This is a genomic window from Saccharopolyspora erythraea (genome assembly GCF_018141105.1).
Lineage (GTDB): Bacteria > Actinomycetota > Actinomycetes > Mycobacteriales > Pseudonocardiaceae > Saccharopolyspora_D > Saccharopolyspora_D erythraea_A.
In genome coordinates this window covers 560,643-576,730 of sequence record NZ_CP054839.1, presented here as the reverse complement: position 1 = coordinate 576,730, position 16,088 = coordinate 560,643, and the positions used below count along the sequence as shown (strand labels likewise).

15 protein-coding genes and 1 riboswitch are annotated in these 16,088 nt (G+C 72.4%); of the genes, 8 read left to right on the top strand and 7 right to left on the bottom strand.

From position 1 onward, the window contains the following. Window positions 1-70: 70 nt before the first annotated feature. The 3 genes from thiC (at window position 71) to HUO13_RS02740 (ending at window position 4,834) form a co-directional block, all read left to right on the top strand. Window positions 71-1,714, top strand: a complete 1,644-nt coding sequence (gene thiC / locus HUO13_RS02750; protein WP_282975766.1) for a phosphomethylpyrimidine synthase ThiC — start codon at window positions 71-73, stop codon at window positions 1,712-1,714. Between the two features lie 85 nt (window positions 1,715-1,799). Further along, on the top strand, window positions 1,800-2,666 hold the full coding sequence (thiD, locus tag HUO13_RS02745) for a bifunctional hydroxymethylpyrimidine kinase/phosphomethylpyrimidine kinase (RefSeq protein WP_211899933.1): 867 nt from the start codon (window positions 1,800-1,802) through the stop codon (window positions 2,664-2,666). A 161-nt stretch (window positions 2,667-2,827) separates the two neighbouring features. Continuing rightward, window positions 2,828-4,834 (top strand): FUSC family protein, encoded by a 2,007-nt coding sequence (locus tag HUO13_RS02740; protein ID WP_249124404.1) that lies wholly within the window; start codon window positions 2,828-2,830, stop codon window positions 4,832-4,834. A 210-nt stretch (window positions 4,835-5,044) separates the two neighbouring features. Here HUO13_RS02740 and HUO13_RS02735 read toward each other — a convergent pair whose 3' ends face one another. Further along, on the bottom strand, window positions 5,045-5,194 hold the full coding sequence (locus tag HUO13_RS02735; protein ID WP_211899932.1) for a hypothetical protein: 150 nt from the start codon (window positions 5,192-5,194) through the stop codon (window positions 5,045-5,047). A gap of 218 nt (window positions 5,195-5,412) precedes the next feature. On the opposite strand from HUO13_RS02735, the gene HUO13_RS02730 reads away from it, so the two are divergent. The 3 genes from HUO13_RS02730 to HUO13_RS02720 all read left to right on the top strand — a co-directional run bounded on the left by HUO13_RS02730 (window position 5,413) and on the right by HUO13_RS02720 (window position 7,356). Further along, window positions 5,413-6,285 (top strand): SseB family protein, encoded by an 873-nt coding sequence (locus tag HUO13_RS02730; RefSeq protein WP_211899931.1) that lies wholly within the window; start codon window positions 5,413-5,415, stop codon window positions 6,283-6,285. A gap of 81 nt (window positions 6,286-6,366) precedes the next feature. After that, window positions 6,367-6,690, top strand: a complete 324-nt coding sequence (locus tag HUO13_RS02725) for a hypothetical protein (protein ID WP_211899930.1) — start codon at window positions 6,367-6,369, stop codon at window positions 6,688-6,690. A 21-nt stretch (window positions 6,691-6,711) separates the two neighbouring features. Further along, window positions 6,712-7,356, top strand: coding sequence for a putative T7SS-secreted protein (locus tag HUO13_RS02720; RefSeq protein ID WP_211899929.1), 645 nt, complete (start codon window positions 6,712-6,714; stop codon window positions 7,354-7,356). A 48-nt stretch (window positions 7,357-7,404) separates the two neighbouring features. On the opposite strand, the gene HUO13_RS02715 is transcribed toward HUO13_RS02720, so the two are convergent. From HUO13_RS02715 to thiO, 3 genes are read right to left on the bottom strand one after another with little or no spacing between them, the layout of a single operon-like run. Further along, the gene (locus tag HUO13_RS02715; RefSeq protein ID WP_211899928.1) at window positions 7,405-8,169 is read right to left on the bottom strand and encodes a thiazole synthase; all 765 of its coding nucleotides are present in this window, start codon (window positions 8,167-8,169) and stop codon (window positions 7,405-7,407) included. A gap of 5 nt (window positions 8,170-8,174) precedes the next feature. Next, the gene (gene thiS / locus HUO13_RS02710) at window positions 8,175-8,375 is read right to left on the bottom strand and encodes a sulfur carrier protein ThiS (RefSeq protein WP_211899927.1); all 201 of its coding nucleotides are present in this window, start codon (window positions 8,373-8,375) and stop codon (window positions 8,175-8,177) included. Beyond that, window positions 8,366-9,496, bottom strand: coding sequence for a glycine oxidase ThiO (gene thiO / locus HUO13_RS02705; RefSeq protein WP_211902607.1), 1,131 nt, complete (start codon window positions 9,494-9,496; stop codon window positions 8,366-8,368). Before thiO ends, thiS begins: the two co-directional genes overlap by 10 nt. A gap of 9 nt (window positions 9,497-9,505) precedes the next feature. After that, a riboswitch (TPP riboswitch) is annotated at window positions 9,506-9,615 on the bottom strand. 87 nt (window positions 9,616-9,702) lie between these two features. Between thiO and thiE the strand changes: the two genes are divergently transcribed. Continuing rightward, the gene (thiE, locus tag HUO13_RS02700) at window positions 9,703-10,374 is read left to right on the top strand and encodes a thiamine phosphate synthase (RefSeq protein ID WP_211899926.1); all 672 of its coding nucleotides are present in this window, start codon (window positions 9,703-9,705) and stop codon (window positions 10,372-10,374) included. A 73-nt stretch (window positions 10,375-10,447) separates the two neighbouring features. On the opposite strand, the gene HUO13_RS02695 is transcribed toward thiE, so the two are convergent. The 3 genes from HUO13_RS02695 to HUO13_RS02685 form a co-directional block, all read right to left on the bottom strand. Beyond that, window positions 10,448-11,581, bottom strand: a complete 1,134-nt coding sequence (locus HUO13_RS02695) for a S1 family peptidase (RefSeq protein ID WP_211899925.1) — start codon at window positions 11,579-11,581, stop codon at window positions 10,448-10,450. A 632-nt stretch (window positions 11,582-12,213) separates the two neighbouring features. Then, a complete protein-coding gene (locus HUO13_RS02690) occupies window positions 12,214-13,239 on the bottom strand; it encodes a hypothetical protein (protein WP_211899924.1) in 1,026 nt (341 codons plus the stop codon). 231 nt (window positions 13,240-13,470) lie between these two features. Continuing rightward, window positions 13,471-14,226, bottom strand: a complete 756-nt coding sequence (locus tag HUO13_RS02685) for a GntR family transcriptional regulator (RefSeq protein ID WP_211899923.1) — start codon at window positions 14,224-14,226, stop codon at window positions 13,471-13,473. A gap of 602 nt (window positions 14,227-14,828) precedes the next feature. Between HUO13_RS02685 and HUO13_RS02680 the strand changes: the two genes are divergently transcribed. Further along, entirely contained in the window at window positions 14,829-15,878 is a 1,050-nt protein-coding gene (locus HUO13_RS02680; protein WP_211899922.1) for an SIS domain-containing protein, read from the top strand. Window positions 15,879-16,088: the final 210 nt, after the last annotated feature.

Here is a 16,088-nt window from a genome sequence, read left to right as displayed (position 1 = left end):
GGACGAGGTGTCCGGGGCCGCCGACCGCCTGAACCTGACCGGATAATGCCGGCGTAGGGAGTGAACGGCCTTGGCCGACGTGCGCCCGAACCTGTCCAGCGACCGCCACAGCGTGACCACCGGGCCCATCAGCGGCTCGCGGAAGGTCCACCACACCACCGAATCCGGCCTCAAGGTGCCGGCCCGCCGCATCGAGCTGTCCAACGGCGAGCACCTCGACGTCTACGACACCTCCGGCCCCTACACCGACGACGACGTGCAGGTCGACGTCCACAGCGGACTCCACCGCCTGCGGGCGGGCTGGACCGACGGCCGCGAGCACCGCACCCAGCTGGGCTGGGCCAAGGCCGGTGTGGTCACGCGGGAGATGGAGTTCATCGCCGCCCGCGAGGGCGTCTCGCCGGAGTTCGTCCGCGGCGAGGTCGCCCGCGGCCGCGCGGTGATCCCGGCCAACCGCTGCCACCCGGAGAGCGAGCCGATGATCATCGGCAAGAACTTCCTGGTGAAGGTCAACGCCAACATCGGCAACTCCGCGGTGACGTCCTCGGTCGAGGAGGAGGTCGAGAAGATGGTGTGGGCGACCCGCTGGGGCGCCGACACCGTGATGGACCTGTCCACCGGGAAGCGGATCCACGAGACCCGCGAGCAGATCCTGCGCAACTCGCCGGTGCCGATCGGCACCGTGCCGATCTACCAGGCGCTGGAGAAGGTCAACGGCGACCCGGAGAAGCTCACCTGGGAGATCTACCGGGAGACCGTGATCGAGCAGTGCGAGCAGGGCGTGGACTACATGACCGTGCACGCGGGCGTGCTGCTGCGCTACGTGCCGCTCACCGCGCAGCGGGTCACCGGCATCGTCTCCCGCGGCGGCTCGATCATGGCGGCCTGGTGCCTGGCGCACCACCGCGAGAGCTTCCTCTACACGCACTTCTCCGAGCTGTGCGAGATTCTGCGCGACTACGACGTCACCTTCTCCCTCGGTGACGGGCTGCGTCCCGGCTCGATCGCCGACGCCAACGACCGGGCGCAGTTCGCCGAGCTGGAGACCCTCGGCGAGCTGACCCACATCGCCCGCGACATGGACGTGCAGGTGATGATCGAGGGACCCGGCCACGTCCCGATGCACAAGATCGTGGAGAACGTGAAGCTGGAGGAGGAGCTGTGCGGTGAGGCGCCGTTCTACACCCTCGGCCCGCTGACCACCGACATCGCGCCCGCCTACGACCACATCACCTCCGGCATCGGCGCGGCGGTGATCGCCCAGGCCGGCACGGCGATGCTCTGCTACGTCACGCCGAAGGAGCACCTGGGGCTGCCCAACCGCGACGACGTGAAGGTCGGCGTCATCACATACAAGATCGCCGCGCACGCCGCCGACCTCGCCAAGGGCCACCCGCGCGCGCAGGACTGGGACGACGCGCTGTCCAAGGCACGCTTCGAGTTCCGGTGGAACGACCAGTTCAACCTGTCGCTGGACCCGGACACTGCGCGGGCCTACCACGACGAGACCCTGCCCGCCGAGCCCGCCAAGACCGCGCACTTCTGCTCGATGTGCGGACCGAAGTTCTGCTCGATGAAGATCACCCAGGACGTGCGCAAGTACGCCGAGGAGCGCGGGCTGACCAGCGTCGAGGCGATCGAGGCCGGGATGCGGGAGAAGTCCGGCGAGTTCTCCGAGTCCGGCGGCAAGGTCTACCTGCCGGTGGTGAACTGACGGCTGCCTCGCGGGGCCGGTGCGAGCCCGCACCGGCCCCGCGAGGGCGCCAAACCCACACTTGCAAGCCCGTAGGATGAGCTGGATGCACGAGACACCCGCCGGGCACGAGGTCCAGCCCGCGAACGACCCCGCTCCGCCGACCGCGCTGACCATCGCCGGTTCGGACTCCGGAGGCAGTGCCGGCATGCACGCCGACCTGCGGACGTTCTTCGCGTGCGGGGTGCACGGCATGACCGCGGTGACGGCCGTGACGGTGCAGAACACCGTCGGCGTCACCGGGCTGGTCGAGATCCCGCCGGAGACGGTGGCCGCCCAGGTCGACGCGGTCGCCTCCGACATCGGCGTCGACGCCGCCAAGACCGGTGTGCTGGCCTCCGCCGCGACCATCGAGGCGGTCATGGCCGTGTGCGACACCCACGGCATCGGCCGCGGCGGCCGCACCCCGTTCGTCGTCGACCCGGTCGCCGCCTCGCGCAGCGGCGAACCGCTGCTGCGCCCCGACGCGCTCGACGCGCTGCGCAACGAGGCATTCCCGCGCGCGACGCTGGTGACGCCGAACCTCGACGAGGTCCGGCTGCTGACCGGGTTCGACGCGCGCACCCGCGCCGACCTGCTGGACGCGGCGAAGGCGATCTACGACTTCGGCCCGCAGTGGGTGCTGATCAAGAGCGGGCACCTGCCCGACGACCCGGAGTGCGTGGACCTGCTCTACGACGGCAGCCAGGCGACGCCGCTGCCCGGTCCGCGCTACTCGACCGTGCACACCCACGGCGCGGGCGACGCGTTCGCCTCGTCGATCACCGCGGCGCTGGCCAAGGGCGCGTCGGTGCCGGAGGCGGTGCGGCTGGGCAAGCGGTTCGTGACCCGCAGCGTCGAGCACGCCTACCCGCTCGGCGCCGGTATCGGTCCGGTGTCGACCTTCTGGCGCGTCAGCCCCCGCTCGTTCTGACCATCCGAACCGCCTGTAAGAGTGATTTCCGTCCCCGAGCGGTAACCCGATAGGGCTGCCCGGTCGACATAGTCGTTGAATGCCCGCGCGCCCCCACCCGCCCGTGATCGCGGTGGCCGGTTCAGCGCGCGGTGCGTGTTGGCGATGGCGAGGTCTCGACGATGGCAGGGGTTAACGCGGGCGTGGCTGGATCGGTGTTGAAACGGGTGCGGGCTCGACTGGCCACCGAGGCGGGGGCACCTGATCCCAGACAGCGCCAGTACGCCGTGCTGGTCGCCGTCGCGGTGGTGGGCGCGACGGCGCTCGGCTGGATCTTCGACCTGCACACCCCCGGGATCGTCGCCGGGGTGACGGCGGTGTTCGCGCTTGTCGCCACGAGCGGTCAGGCTCTGCGCTCGGACCTGCACCGCTTCGTCTGGTTCACGCCAGCGCTGGCTCTGGTGATGACGCTGGGGCCGGTGCTCTCCAACGTCCCGGTGCTGGCCGGTATCGCGGTGGCGGCCGTGGTCTTCGGAGCAGGAATGCTGCCCGCGATGGGCGAGCACTACCGCGTCGGCGGCCAGACGCTGGCTGCCGCGACGCTGTTCTCGACCACGACCGGCATCGGCAGCGACCAGTCGGTGCTGGTGCTGCTGGCCTCCTCGGCCGCCGGTGTGGCTTTCGCGCTGCTGCTGAGGGTTCTGGTCGGACTCGGCGACCCGACCCGGGCCACCCGCATCGCAGTCGCGGGCACGCTGCTCGAACCCGGCCCCGGAGTCGTCGAACTCGCCGCAGGCGCCTGGCGGGCCGACGGTGCGAGCACGTGGCTCGGTCAGGTGCTCGCGGGCGCGGCCCGGTTCCGGGCGGCGCGCGAGACGCTGCTCGCGCAGGCCCAGCAGGTCGGGCGGCTGGAAGCCGAGCGGCTGCGGGAGATCGTCGCCGAGGCCGACCGGGTCGCCGCGCAGCTCGCGATCGCCGTGCGGTCCAGGGCGTGCAGCGGGCTGCCCGCGTCGGCCCGGCTCGACCCGGCCGAGGTGGTCCTGCGGCGCGGCGGCAGGCAGGACCTGCCGGACGCGGCGCGCGGGCTCAACCAGGGCCTGGACCGCATCCGCGCCGCAGTGGTCGAGCGCGACGAGACGCCCGCGACACCGCCCGCGCCGGGCGGGCGGCGCGAGCGCGCGATGGGCGCGATCCGCGCGCACCTGTCGATGCGGTCCTCGCTGTTCCGCCACGCTCTGCGCTGCACGCTCGCGGTCGGCGTCGGCATGGTGATCGTGCTGCTGCTCAACGACCCGTCGGAGTCGGGTCTGCTGCTGGCGCTGTACGTGGTGCTGCAACCGGCGGCCCGCGACAGCATGAACGGCGCGCTGGAGCGAACCGGCGGCTCGGTGCTCGGCGTGGTCGCGCTGGCCGCGCTGATCACCCTGCTGCCCGGCGCCTACCTGCTGGTCCCGCTGGTCGTCGCGGCGATGCTGGTCAACATCGACCGGCTGCGCACGGACTACCGGACGCTGCTCGGCGCGCTCATCGTGATCACCGTCGTCGACCAGGCGATGCAGCTGGACCGGCCGCTGGTCAACGTGGCGATCAGCTTCGCGGCCAACACCGCCATCGGCGCGGCCATCGCGCTCAGCGTCGGCTACGTCAGCTACCTGGTGCTGCCCAGCAGCGCGCTGCCGAACGTGCGCGGCGCCATCCGCTCCACCGTGTGGTCGGTGTCGGAGCTGCTGCGCAGCGTCCGGGCCGCCGGGCAGGGCGCCAACCTGCGGCAGGCACTGCACTCGGCGCACGTGCTGGCGATGCGGCGCACCCAGGACCTGCTCGGGATGCCCGCCCTGCTCGACGACAACGACGAGGAGACCGAGGACGAGCGGGTCACCCGCGACGCGGCGGTCGCCCTGGACGCGTTGCGCCAGGACGTCGCGACCCTGGCGTTCCGACCGGAGGCCGAGCGGGCCATCGCGGTGCCCGCGCTGCGCGCGGTCGACGACCTGCTCGCAGGGAAGACCTCGGCGAAGATCCCCGACGTGGCCGAGAACGCCGCGCCCGCGACGGAGCTGCTGGCCAGCTCCCTGGTGGAGAACGCGTTGCACGCCCGCGCGGCGATCGACCGCACCTTCGGCTACGACAGCCCGTGGAAGAGCTACACGATCTCGTTCGTCCGCCCGGAGCGCCTGCACATCAAGTGACGACCGCTGAGCGGTCCGCGAACCGCGGGCCGCTCAGCGTGCCGATGGGGCCGCCAGGAGGTCGAGCAACGCCCGCAGTCGCAGGGATGGGGTCGCACCCCACGGGGAGTGCATGATCACGGTGCGTTCCTCTCGTCGGTCGCCGGGACGAGAGGAACGCATTCGGGCTCCAGCCGGATTCCGCGCTCTGGAGCTTTCTCCTATCCGGCCTTACACCTGCCCCGCCATTCGGCGCATTCGCTCCCACTCCCGCTCCCGTTCGAGGTCGGCGATCTGCCGCCGGTAGTGGTGCCACATCACCATGCATCCGGTCTGACATCCCAGCAGGACCGCCAATGCGAAAACGTAGACCGGGCTCATCGCCGTCCTCCCGTTCGGTTCGTTCCGACTGCGGCCGACGCTATGGAGTTCCTGGTGCCGGTGTCGAACCGTTCCCCGTTTCTCGCCACGAACCCGCCGGCTTCAAGCGCGGATGGGTTGGCGAGGAATCGGCGAACCCGTCCGGCCGATGGCGAGAATGTGGCGAATTCCGACGGCTTCGGCGGATCAGCGTTGACGCGGCGGAACGAGCTGCCCTAATGTCCGCAGCCCGCAACAGCACTGGGGCCGCGCGGATGATCGGGGAACGAGAGCTCAGCGGCGCGCGCAATGCGCTGGAGAGGCTGCACCTGGGTGCCGGAGTCCGGCACGAGAGGCTGTACGACCGGTTGGGCACCCAACTGCGCCGGGTCTGGCTGATCACGGCCAGGGACGTGGTCGGTGTCATGGCGCAGACGATCGTCCGCCTCGAGCAGTCGGTGGCCGGCCTGCCCGACAAGGTCACCGTTGAGACGGCACAGGCTGCCTACAACCTGCGCGCCGACCCGGCGCTCGCCGGCCTCAACTACCTGGACCGCCTACGGGCCCTGAGCAGGAAGCTCGGGCCCGGCCACGCGCAACGCACCCTGGAACGGCGGCTGGTCGTCGTGCGACGGCACATTTCCGCCCAGCTCGATCGGGACTGGCAACCGATCCGTGCCGAAGCGGTGCGCCAGGTGCTCGACCGCGAACGCGAAGCCACCGACGAACACCGGCTCGTGGCGGGCATTGGCGAACTGCGGGATCCACGCGCTCCGGCAAAACGCGTGATCAGCGGATTCCTGACCAGTGGGGTGCTGGTTCCGCGAAGCGTGCAAGGCACCTTCGCACTCGCCCGGACGGCGGGGCAGGGCGACTGGATCTGCGCGTTCACCAGCGCTTCGCGGCTCGAGGAGTACCAGCGCAAGGCGAATCCGCCCTGGTCCGGATGGCCGATCAGCACGACTGGGGAGGCGCTGCTGAGAGAATTGCGCGGACAACGGTTGCGAGCTGGCGTACTGGTCAACCCGCAGGCGGATCGGAACGCCGATCTGGCGGCGACTCTGCCACTTCCCCAGGAACTCGTTGCCGAAATCACCGGGCAGCTGCGGTAAACCCGTTGCCGCTCGGGAGCAAGGCGCTTTCCGCCGTAAAGAGCATCTCCGAAGACACCGATCACGATAGGATTCCACGCCATGACCAGGGCGACGGAGCCGAACGCGAACAGCTTCTCCGCCGAGACCCACGAACTGCGCGCCGCCGCGCGCAACGTGCGGGACGCGATCGAGGAATTCGGCACCGGTTCGGCGCTGAAGTACCGGCTCGACGCGCACGAGGCCGGACACCCCCGGCTCGGTGCGGAGCTGGCCGGCTACCAGCGAGCATCGGCCGACTCGGTCGAACTCCTGCGGGCCGACGCGCAGGAGCTGGCGACCCGGCTGACCGACAGCGCCGCCGACTACGAGGGGCTGGACTCCGACTTGGCGTCGGTACTGTCCGACGTGGTGCACAGGCAGTAGCCACGATCAGCGGACCTCACGATGAGCGAACTGTCGCCGATTCGCGGGAACAACCTGGGGATCGCAGGCGAGTGCGACCGCCTCACCGACCTGGCCAACCGGTTGGAAGCCGTCGGCGAGACGATTCGGGCGCTGCGCGCCGACGACTGGTACGGCCATGCCCGCGACCACTACGACCAGGCCCAGACTGCCATGGCGGGGAACTGGCTGCGCGCGGCCGACTCGCACCGGCGTGCCGCGACCGCGCTGACCGACTACCGGCTCACGCTGGAGGACGTGCAGCTGCTCGCCGACTCCGCGATCGCCGACGCGCGGGAGTCCGGGACGCGGCCCGACGTCGTCGAGATCGTCCGGTCCCAGCTCGACCGGTGGCGCGGTCAGCTCGACGAAGCGGGCGGGCGGGCGGCCGACGCGATCAGGACGGCGAACGAAGAACTCGCCTCGCTTCGCCGCGTCCTGCCCGACCTACCCAACCCGACCTCGCCATCCGACGCCTATTGCCTGCCTGACGGGCCCGTCCCGCCCAACCAACCCGTCGCCACCGCACCCGCACCAGCGGAGCCCGCCACCGTGCCCAGCCCGTTCCAGGCGCTGGCGGACCCTGCCTCCTACGACAGGAGGCTGACCGCGCTAAACGCGGCGGTGCTGGACTCCTGGCACGCGTGATCAGCCGCGTGACTTGACCAACCACCAGGCCGAGCAGGGAGCGGCCGGTCAGCCGGTGGGGCGTCCCGGGCTGGACGCCTGCGCCCAGAACCGCTGCGGGATGCGTCCGGCCTGGGAGGCCAGCCGTCCCGCCTCGACGGCCGCGCGCATCGCGGCGGCCATCCGCTCCGGGTCCTGCGCGCGGGTCACGGCGGTGGCCAGCAGCACCGCGTCGCAGCCCAGCTCCATCGCCAGCGCAGCGTCCGAGGCGGTGCCGATGCCCGCGTCGAGCACGACCGGCACCGACGCGCGGGAGACGATCATCTCGATGTTGTGCGGGTTGCGGATGCCGAGGCCGGTGCCGATCGGCGAGCCCAGCGGCATCACCGCGGCGCACCCGGTCTCCTCCAGCCGCAGCGCCAGCACCGGGTCGTCGTTGGTGTAGGCGAGCACCACGAAACCCTGGTCCACCAGCTGTTCCGCCGCGTCGAGCAGCTCGACCGGGTCCGGCAGCAGCGTGTCCTCGTCGGCGACGACCTCCAGCTTGACCCAGTTCGTGCCGAGCGCCTCCCGCGCGAGCTGCGCGGTCAGCACCGCCTCGGCTGCCGTCCGGCAGCCCGCGGTGTTGGGCAGCGCCTCGATGCCGAGCTTGCGCAGCAGGTCGAGCACGCCGGTGCCGCCTCCCGCGTCGGCGCGGCGCATCGCCACCGTCGTCAGCTCGGTGCCGGACGCGATCAACGCGCGCTCCAGCACCGCCAGGTTGGCCGCGCCACCGGTACCGGTGATCAGCCGCGAGCCGAACTCGCGTCCCGCGATGACCAGCGGGTCGTCCATGTCAGTCAGCCTCCTTGAACCGCGGTGAGGACTTCGACGGTCGCCTCCGGTCGCAGGCCGGTCGCGGGCCAGGCGGCCCGCGGCACGACCGCGCCGTCCAACGCGACGGCGACTCCCCGGTCCGGCACGCCGTATTCGCGCAGCACGGCTTCCAGCGTGGCGTCCTCGGGGACCTGCCGGGACTCTCCGTTGACCACTACCTGCACTGTTGCCCTCCGTTCTCGGGGGAGATGCGGCGGCCGGGGTCGGCGGCCTTCACCTCGTCCGGCGGGGTCCGGCCGCACAGCAGCGCGACGACCGCCTCGGCGGTGACCGGCGCCAGCAGGAACCCGTTGCGGTGGTGGCCGGTCGCGGCGATGACGCCCGGTTCCAGCCAGCCCAGCAGCGGCAGGTTGTCGGCGGTGCCCGGCCGCAGTCCGGCGATGGCCTCCACCAGCACGTACTCGGCGATGCCCGGCAGCACCTGCTCGGCGTCGGCGATCAGGTCGCGCACCCCGCCGACGGTGACCTCGGTGTCGAAGCCGACCTCGTACTGCGTCGCGCCGACGACGAGCCCGCCGTCGTCGCGCGGCACCAGGTAGACCTGCCTGCCGTGGACGGGTCCGCGCACTGTCCGGGTCGGCGGCGGCAGGGCGGTGGCCCGCGCGCGCAGCCGCAGGATCTCGCCCTTCACCGGCCGGACCGCCCCGCTCAGCAGCGGGTGGAGGTCACCGGACCGCGCGCCCGCGGCGATCACCGCGACGTCGCAGCGCAGCACCGAGTCCTCCAGCTCGACCTCACCGGCGCGCACCGCCCGCGCCCGGGCGGTGACGAACTCGGCGCCGGCCAGCGTCGCCGCCGCACGCAGCGCGGCCAGGGCGACGCGGTTGTCGACCGCGAGGTCGCCCGGCACCGACAGCCCGGCCCGCACCGCCGGCCCCAGCGACGGCTCCATCCGGCGCAGCTCGCGACCGTTGTGCCTGGTCACCGAGCGGCCGAGCTGGGCGAGGTAGTCGGCGAGGTTGTCGAGCTCGGCGCGGTCGGCGCTGTCGATCCCGACGACGAGCGTGCCCTCCCTGCGCAGGCCGGACGGCATTCCCGCGTCGTGGGCGAGCCGGTCCGCGAAGTCGGGCCAGCGCTGCAGCGACGCGGCCCCCAGCTCGAGCAGTTCCTCCTCGCCGGGCCACGCCTCGGCGACCGGTGCGAGCATCCCGCCCGCCACGTGCGACGCCCCGGAAGCGGGCGCCGGGTCGACCACCGTCACGCGATGACCGGCCCGCGCCGCGCACCAGGCGACGGACAGACCGACGACCCCGCCGCCGACCACGGCGACGTGCTCGGCCGTCAAACCAGACAGTTCAGACAACTCCACGCTCCCTGCGCCGGCATGACCCGGATCAGGTTCGACGGTCGGGGCCTTGGCGCCCCCTCTCAGTCCGGCATCCGCGGACTCCCGTGCTCACCGCCTTCCACCGTACCCGCCGCCGATCTCCCGGTCAGCCGCGGCGGCGAGATCTCCCGGCGGCGCGCGTGGCAGAAGTTACCCTGAGGGGCATGCCAGGACTGGACGGTTTCGGTATCCGCGCCCGCCTCGAGGAGGCCCGGCTCTACCTGTGCACCGACGCGCGCACCGAGCGGGGCGACCTCGCCGAGTTCGCCGACGCGGCGCTGGACGGCGGGGTGGACATCATCCAGTTGCGGGACAAGAGCCCGGGAGGCGCCCCGCTGGAGGCCCGCCACGAACTCGCCGCGCTGGAGGTGCTGGCCGACGCGTGCGTCCGGCACGGCGCGCTGCTGGCGGTCAACGACAGGGCCGACGTGGCGATGGCCGCCGACGCCGACGTGCTGCACCTCGGCCAGGACGACCTGCCCGTCGAGCTGGCCCGGCGCATCGTCGGAGACCAGGTGGCGGTCGGGCGCTCCACGCACGACGTGGTGCAGGCCGACTCCGCGGCCACCGAGGCGGGCGTGGACTACTTCTGCACCGGCCCGGTGTGGACCACGCCGACCAAGCCGGGGCGCGAGGCCGCCGGTCTCGAGCTCGTCCGCCACACCGCCGAGCACCGCGGCCACGGCAGGCCGTGGTTCGCCATCGGCGGCATCGGCATGGACAACATCGACGAGGCGGTCCAGGCGGGTGCGCGGCGGGTCGTCGTCGTCCGCGCCATCACCGAGGCCGAGGACCCGCGAGCCGCTGCCGCGGCACTGCGGACCAAGCTGGGCTAGGACCCCGACGAACGTGGGCCCGGGCGGACGTGCCGCCGGGGCCCACGCGGTCGGTCAACCGGTCACTCGGGGGTCACTGGGTGAGCAGCGTCAGACCGTAGGCCTGCAGGATCTCGTTGACCGGCTGGAAGTAGGTCGTGCCGCCGGAGGTGCAGTCGCCCGAGCCGCCGGAGGTCACGCCCTGGGCCTGGTCGCCGGACAGCCACGAGCCGCCGGAGTCGCCGGGCTCGGCGCACACGTTGGTGCGGGTCAGGCCCTCGACGGTGCCCTGCGGGTAGCGCACCGTCTGGTTCTTGGCCTCGACGGTGCCGCAGTGCCAGCCGGTGGTGGAGCCGGAACGGCAGATCGACGCGCCCTCGGCGGCCTCGCTGGAGCCACCGACGCCGACGGTGCCGCCCTGGTAGTCGTTGACGTAGGGGACGGGGTTCTCGCCGGAGGCGGTGCGGACCCAGCCGTAGTCGTTGCCCGGGAAGGACGAGCCCTCGAAGGTGCCGCTCGGCTGGCTGGTGCTGTCGCCCTGGTTGCCGCAGTGGCCGGCGGTCACGAAGCCGCCCTGCACCGAGAAGCCGACCGAGCAGCGGGAACCGCTGCCGATGTAGTAGGCGTTGCCGCCGATGACGTCGGCGTAGGTCCGGGGCTGCTCGGCGGACTCGACGACGCGCACGGCGTCGGCGTTCACCCCGCTGGCGCGGACGAAGTCGTTCGCCTGCCCGGCGGTGCCCGGGGTGGTGGTCAGGACCACGGAGTTGCTGCTGGCGTCCACGTACCAGCCGGTGACCGACTGCGGGGCGCGCGCCGACTGCGCGTCGAGGCCGTCGGCGACGCCGTCGAGCTGCTGGACGTTGTGCCGGACCAGCTTGGCGTCGGCCCCGGCCGCGCGGACCTCGTCGAGGCGGCCGGCGTCGGTCACGCCGACGACGAGCTTGCCGAGCGCGGCGTCGTAGTGGGAGCCGCCGAACGCGGCGCCGAGGGTCCCGCGCAGGCTCTGGTCGGCGCGGGTGGCCGCGGCCTCGTCGGCGAGGCGCTCCTTGGCCTGCTCGACGGTCAGGCCCAGGTCGCGCTGCATCGCCTCCATCAGGGTCCCGGCATCGGCGGCGACCGGCGCGGGCGCGGTCGGGGTCGCCGTTGCGGGCACGGTCAGAGCGGCGATCGTGCCCACCGCGAAAATCACGGACCCCGTCACCCGGGCCGCAAGTTTGCGCTTCATGTGCTGTCTCCCTTGTTCCGCGTTACCGGACCCCCGTCGGCGAACAAGTATTCGGCGAGGAGAAGACGTGCACATCCATCTTTTGACGCATATCTCACCGAATCGGCAAATTCGTAACGTACTTCGCTGATCAGCGCGAACGGTCGCACGAGGAGGGCTTTACGGCGGCTCCCGCGCGCGACCGTTCGGCCGCGAACGCCGGGATGGCGCTGGTGTTTTCCCAGCTCAGCGGCGGTCTAGCTGATTCCGGCCAGCGGAACGCCGCAGGCGGCTCGGCGGGTCGACGGCGGGCGGCCCGGCGGAACGGCGGCGGGCAGCTCGGCGGGGCGATGGCGGGATCGAGGACGGGCGCCTTGGCGGAACCCGGACCGGTGGCTCGGCGGGACGCGGCGGAAACCCCGGCGCGGGGATGGCGGGACGGCGGCGGAATCGCAGCCGTCGCCCTGGCGGACACCCGGCTCAGCGGACACCCGGCTCGGCGAGCACCCGGCTCGGCGGGTACCCGGCGAAGGCGCAGCCACCCAAGCACCCGCCGCAAGCTCAGCGGCCCCGCTCGCCAGTGGCGAGCGGGGCCGCTGAGCACCTACCCGCGTGCGCCCGCTGCGCGCGGGTGCCGCCGGCGGCGGATCGAGTCAGTTGGGTGAGCCGTTGCGCAGGCTCGGCTGCGCGGTGGGCGGCACGACCCCGGTGCTTTCGCCGGGCGACTCGCCCTGGGTGGGCTCGGGCTGCGAGGTCGGCCCCTGCGTCGCGGTCTGCCCGCCGGTCGGCTGCTCCGGCACGGGCGTGGAGGGAACCGCGGACTGCTCGCGGGACGGCTCGGCGCTCGGCTCGACCTGCGACGAGGGCTCCGGCTCGGACGACGACTCCACCGGCTCGTCCTGCTCCGGCACCGGCTGCTGCGGCGCGGGCGGGGCGGGACGGCGCAGCGCCTGCCCTATGGTCGTCCCGCCGTCGCCGGACAGCGAGCGACCGGAGATGCCCTCGAACCCGGTGATGACCAGCATGCAGAGCGTGAACGCGATCGCGCTGCTGGCGCCGACCAGCCCCCACCGGCGCCACCGCACTCGGCTCGGCTGCACGGCGTCGCGGTCCGGCGCCGGGCTCCACTTGACCGTCGCGGCGTCGTCGGCAGGGCTCGGAGCCGACATGCCACTCAGGTTGCGGGTCGCGTCGTCGGCCTGCTCAGCGGCACCGGCCCGCCGAGTCGGGTCCTCCACCACCTGCTCACCGCCCGGCCAGTGCATCCCCGAATGCCCGGGCGAGAGCGGCTCGATGAAGCGGGTGCGCTGCTCGGCACCGTCCGGTACCTCGGGCTGCTGGAGCTTGGCGGTGCCGCGCTCCCCTTCCTCCCCGTCGAACCGCAACGACTGCTGCGCGAGCGAGGTCGTCTTCTTGGCCCGCAGCAGCGCGGCCTTCTCCTTCGCCACGGCGGCCTGCTCCTTGGTCCGCTCCAGCGAGCGCTGGTAGAGCTTGCCTCCCACCGTGACGACCACGCTGGTCAGCGCGGCTCCCCACATCGTCCCCGCGGCACCCAGGTAGGAACCCAGGTAGGCGGCGGTCACCGACGCCAGTGCGGTGCCGCCGACGTTCGCCGCGGAGAGGTCGAGCTTGCGCTCCTTGCGCTTGTCCTTGCTGTCTTCGTCCTTCTCCTCTGACATGGCTCCCACGCACTCGACGCATATCAGTCCTATAACGGCCAACGTGGGATCACGGCGCTGTGCTCCCCGCAGTTGCCCATGGGTGAGTACCGCCACTTCGGGGCGGGAAATGCGCCGTTGGGCGTAACGAACTGCGATCGGGTAACGACTGAGCGGCGAACGAAGGACGTTGGACGACGGCACTACGCGCTGTCGTAGCGCCGCCACCCGCAGGAGCCGCGGGAAGTGGGCTCAGGCGGGCGGGTTGAGGCGGGCGACGAACTTGTAGCGGTCACCGCGGTAGATCGATCGGACCCACTCGACCGGCCTGCCCTCGGTGTCGAAGGAGTGCCGCGAGAGCAGCAGCATCGGCAGACCGATGTCGGCGCCCAGCAGCTCGGCCTCCTCCGGGCTGGCCAGCGCCGTCTCGATCGTCTCCTCCGCGTAGCCCATCTCGACGCCGAAGCTCTCCCGCAGGACCTGGTAGAGCGAGCCGCCGGACTCGAGCCGCCCGGTCAGCCCCCGGAAGCGCGACAGCGCCAGGTGCGTCGTCTCGATCGCCATCGGCTCGCCGTCGGCCAGGCGCAGGCGGCGCAGCCGCAGCACGGTGGCGCTGGGGCGGGTGCCCAGCAGCGACGCCAGCTCCTGGTCGGCCGGTTCCTCGATGACCTCCAGCAGCCGCGACGTCGGCTGCCTGCCCTGGGCGAGCATGTCCTCGGTGTAGCCGGTGAGCTGGAGCCGCTGGGCGACCTTGGGCTTGGCGGCGAAGGTGCCCTTGCCCTGGACGCGCAGCAGCCTGCCCTCGACGGTCAGCTCGGCGAGGGCCTGCCGGACGGTGGTGCGGGACACGTCGAACTCGGCGGCCAGCGCCCGCTCGGTGGGGATCGGGGAGCCCGGAGGCAGCGAGCGGAGCATGTCCAGCAGGTGCTGCTTCAGGCCCCAGTACTTGGGCTCTCGCTGGGTCCGCGCCGGGTTCTCCGCCCCGCTTGGCACCGATGTTTCGAGCATCGTTCCTCCTACCACCGCAACCTTCCCGCCGGTTGCGCCCGGTGTCGGCGCGGGCCCGCCCGCACGCCGAGTACTTCTGCACTTCAGCATGCCCGAAAGTCGGCGGTGCGATCGCCACGCCCACCCACTTTCGCCGGGGCGGATCAGGCCCGCTCGGTCGGGTGCGCCGTTCGGGTGGCGATGGGAGCGCTCTCCTCGGCGGGAGGGCAATGACCGGGCCGAACCGGACGCAGAACAGCCATCCCAGGCAGCCGGCCACACTGCGCCGCCAGCGGCTTCCGCCGCACCCGACGATGGCAGCTGCCGCACCTCCCGCCTGACGGGTACGGTCGCCGCGCTCTCCCGCCGAACGGCGTCGGCCACCGCACTCTCCCGCCGGACGGAGTCGGCCACCGCACTCTCCCGCCGGACGGAGTCGGCCAGCGCGTCCTCCCGCCGGACGGCCGACGGGCCCCTTCCCCCGGCAACGACGGCCACCACGCCCCGGCCGCCGGGTGACGGCGGCAGAATGGTGTGAGGCATCACAGCGGGAGCGGCGATCGCCAGATGCCTCGCGGTTTCCTCTACGATTGGTCTAGACCTGGACCCGAAGGGATGCCCCGATGAGTGAGGCCACCGCACAGCCCGGCGCGCGGATGACCGCCGAGATCGCCGAACAACCGCACGTGTTCGGCGATCTGCTGGCGCACCGCGCCGAGATCGCCGAGGTCGCCACCCGGATCGCCGAGCGCAGGCCGCGCTTCGCACTGCTGGCGGCCCGGGGGTCCAGCGACCACGCGGCCCTGTACGCGAAGTACCTGATCGAGGTGCTGCTGCAACTGCCCGTCGGACTGGTGTCGCCGTCCACGACCACCCTCTACGGCGCGCAGCCCGACCTGACCGACGTGCTGCTGCTGTCGGTCAGCCAGAGCGGCGGTTCCCCCGACCTGCTGGAGGTCACCGAGGCGGGCCGCAAGGCAGGCGCCACCACCGTCGCGGTCACCAACACCGCCGAGTCGCCGCTGAACCGGGCCGCCGAGATGTCGGTCGGCATCCGCGCCGGGCAGGAGCAGGCGGTCGCCGCGACCAAGACCTACAGCGCGACGCTGCTCGCTCTCTACCTGCTGGTCGACGCGGTGCGCGGCGGAAACGCCGAGCACGCCCGCGCGCTGCCCGAGCTGGCCCGGACGACCCTGGACACCACCGAGCAGGCGGTCGCCGAGGCGGTCCACCGCTACCGGTTCGCCGACCGCATGGTCACCACCGCCCGCGGCTACTCGCTGGCGACGGCGTGCGAGGCGGCCCTGAAGCTGGCCGAGACCAGCTACCTGTCCGCCCGCGCCTACAGCGGGGCCGACCTGCTGCACGGCCCGGTGGCGGCCGTGGACGCCGAGACCGCGGTGCTCGCGCTGTCCAGCGCGGGCAAGGGCGGTGCCTCGACGCGGGAGGTGCTGGAGGCGGTACACGAGCGCGGTGCCGACATCTGCGCCATCGGCTCGGCCGCCGCCGACGTTCCCGCCGCGCACCGCATCGGCGTCCCGGACTGCGCGGAGGAGCTCGCGCCGGTGCTGGAGGTGCTGCCGGTCCAGCGCCTCGCGCTCGGACTGGCACTGGAGCGGGGCGGCGATCCGGACAACCCGCGCGGCCTCAAGAAGGTGACCCGGACCCGCTGACCCGAGCCGGGAGCAATTCGTCCTCTGTGGACAAGAATCCACGCGGGCCGCGCATTTGAAGCCCGCCTCACCGAGGGGGCGGGGTGAGACGGGCAAGGTCAGGCTACGCCGAACGGAGCAGCGCGCCAAAGCGGGGTGGGCAAGAATGCCAGGGCCGAAAGCCCCTGTCACCCGTACGAGTGGATCAATCCGGGGTCCGCGAACCGCCGC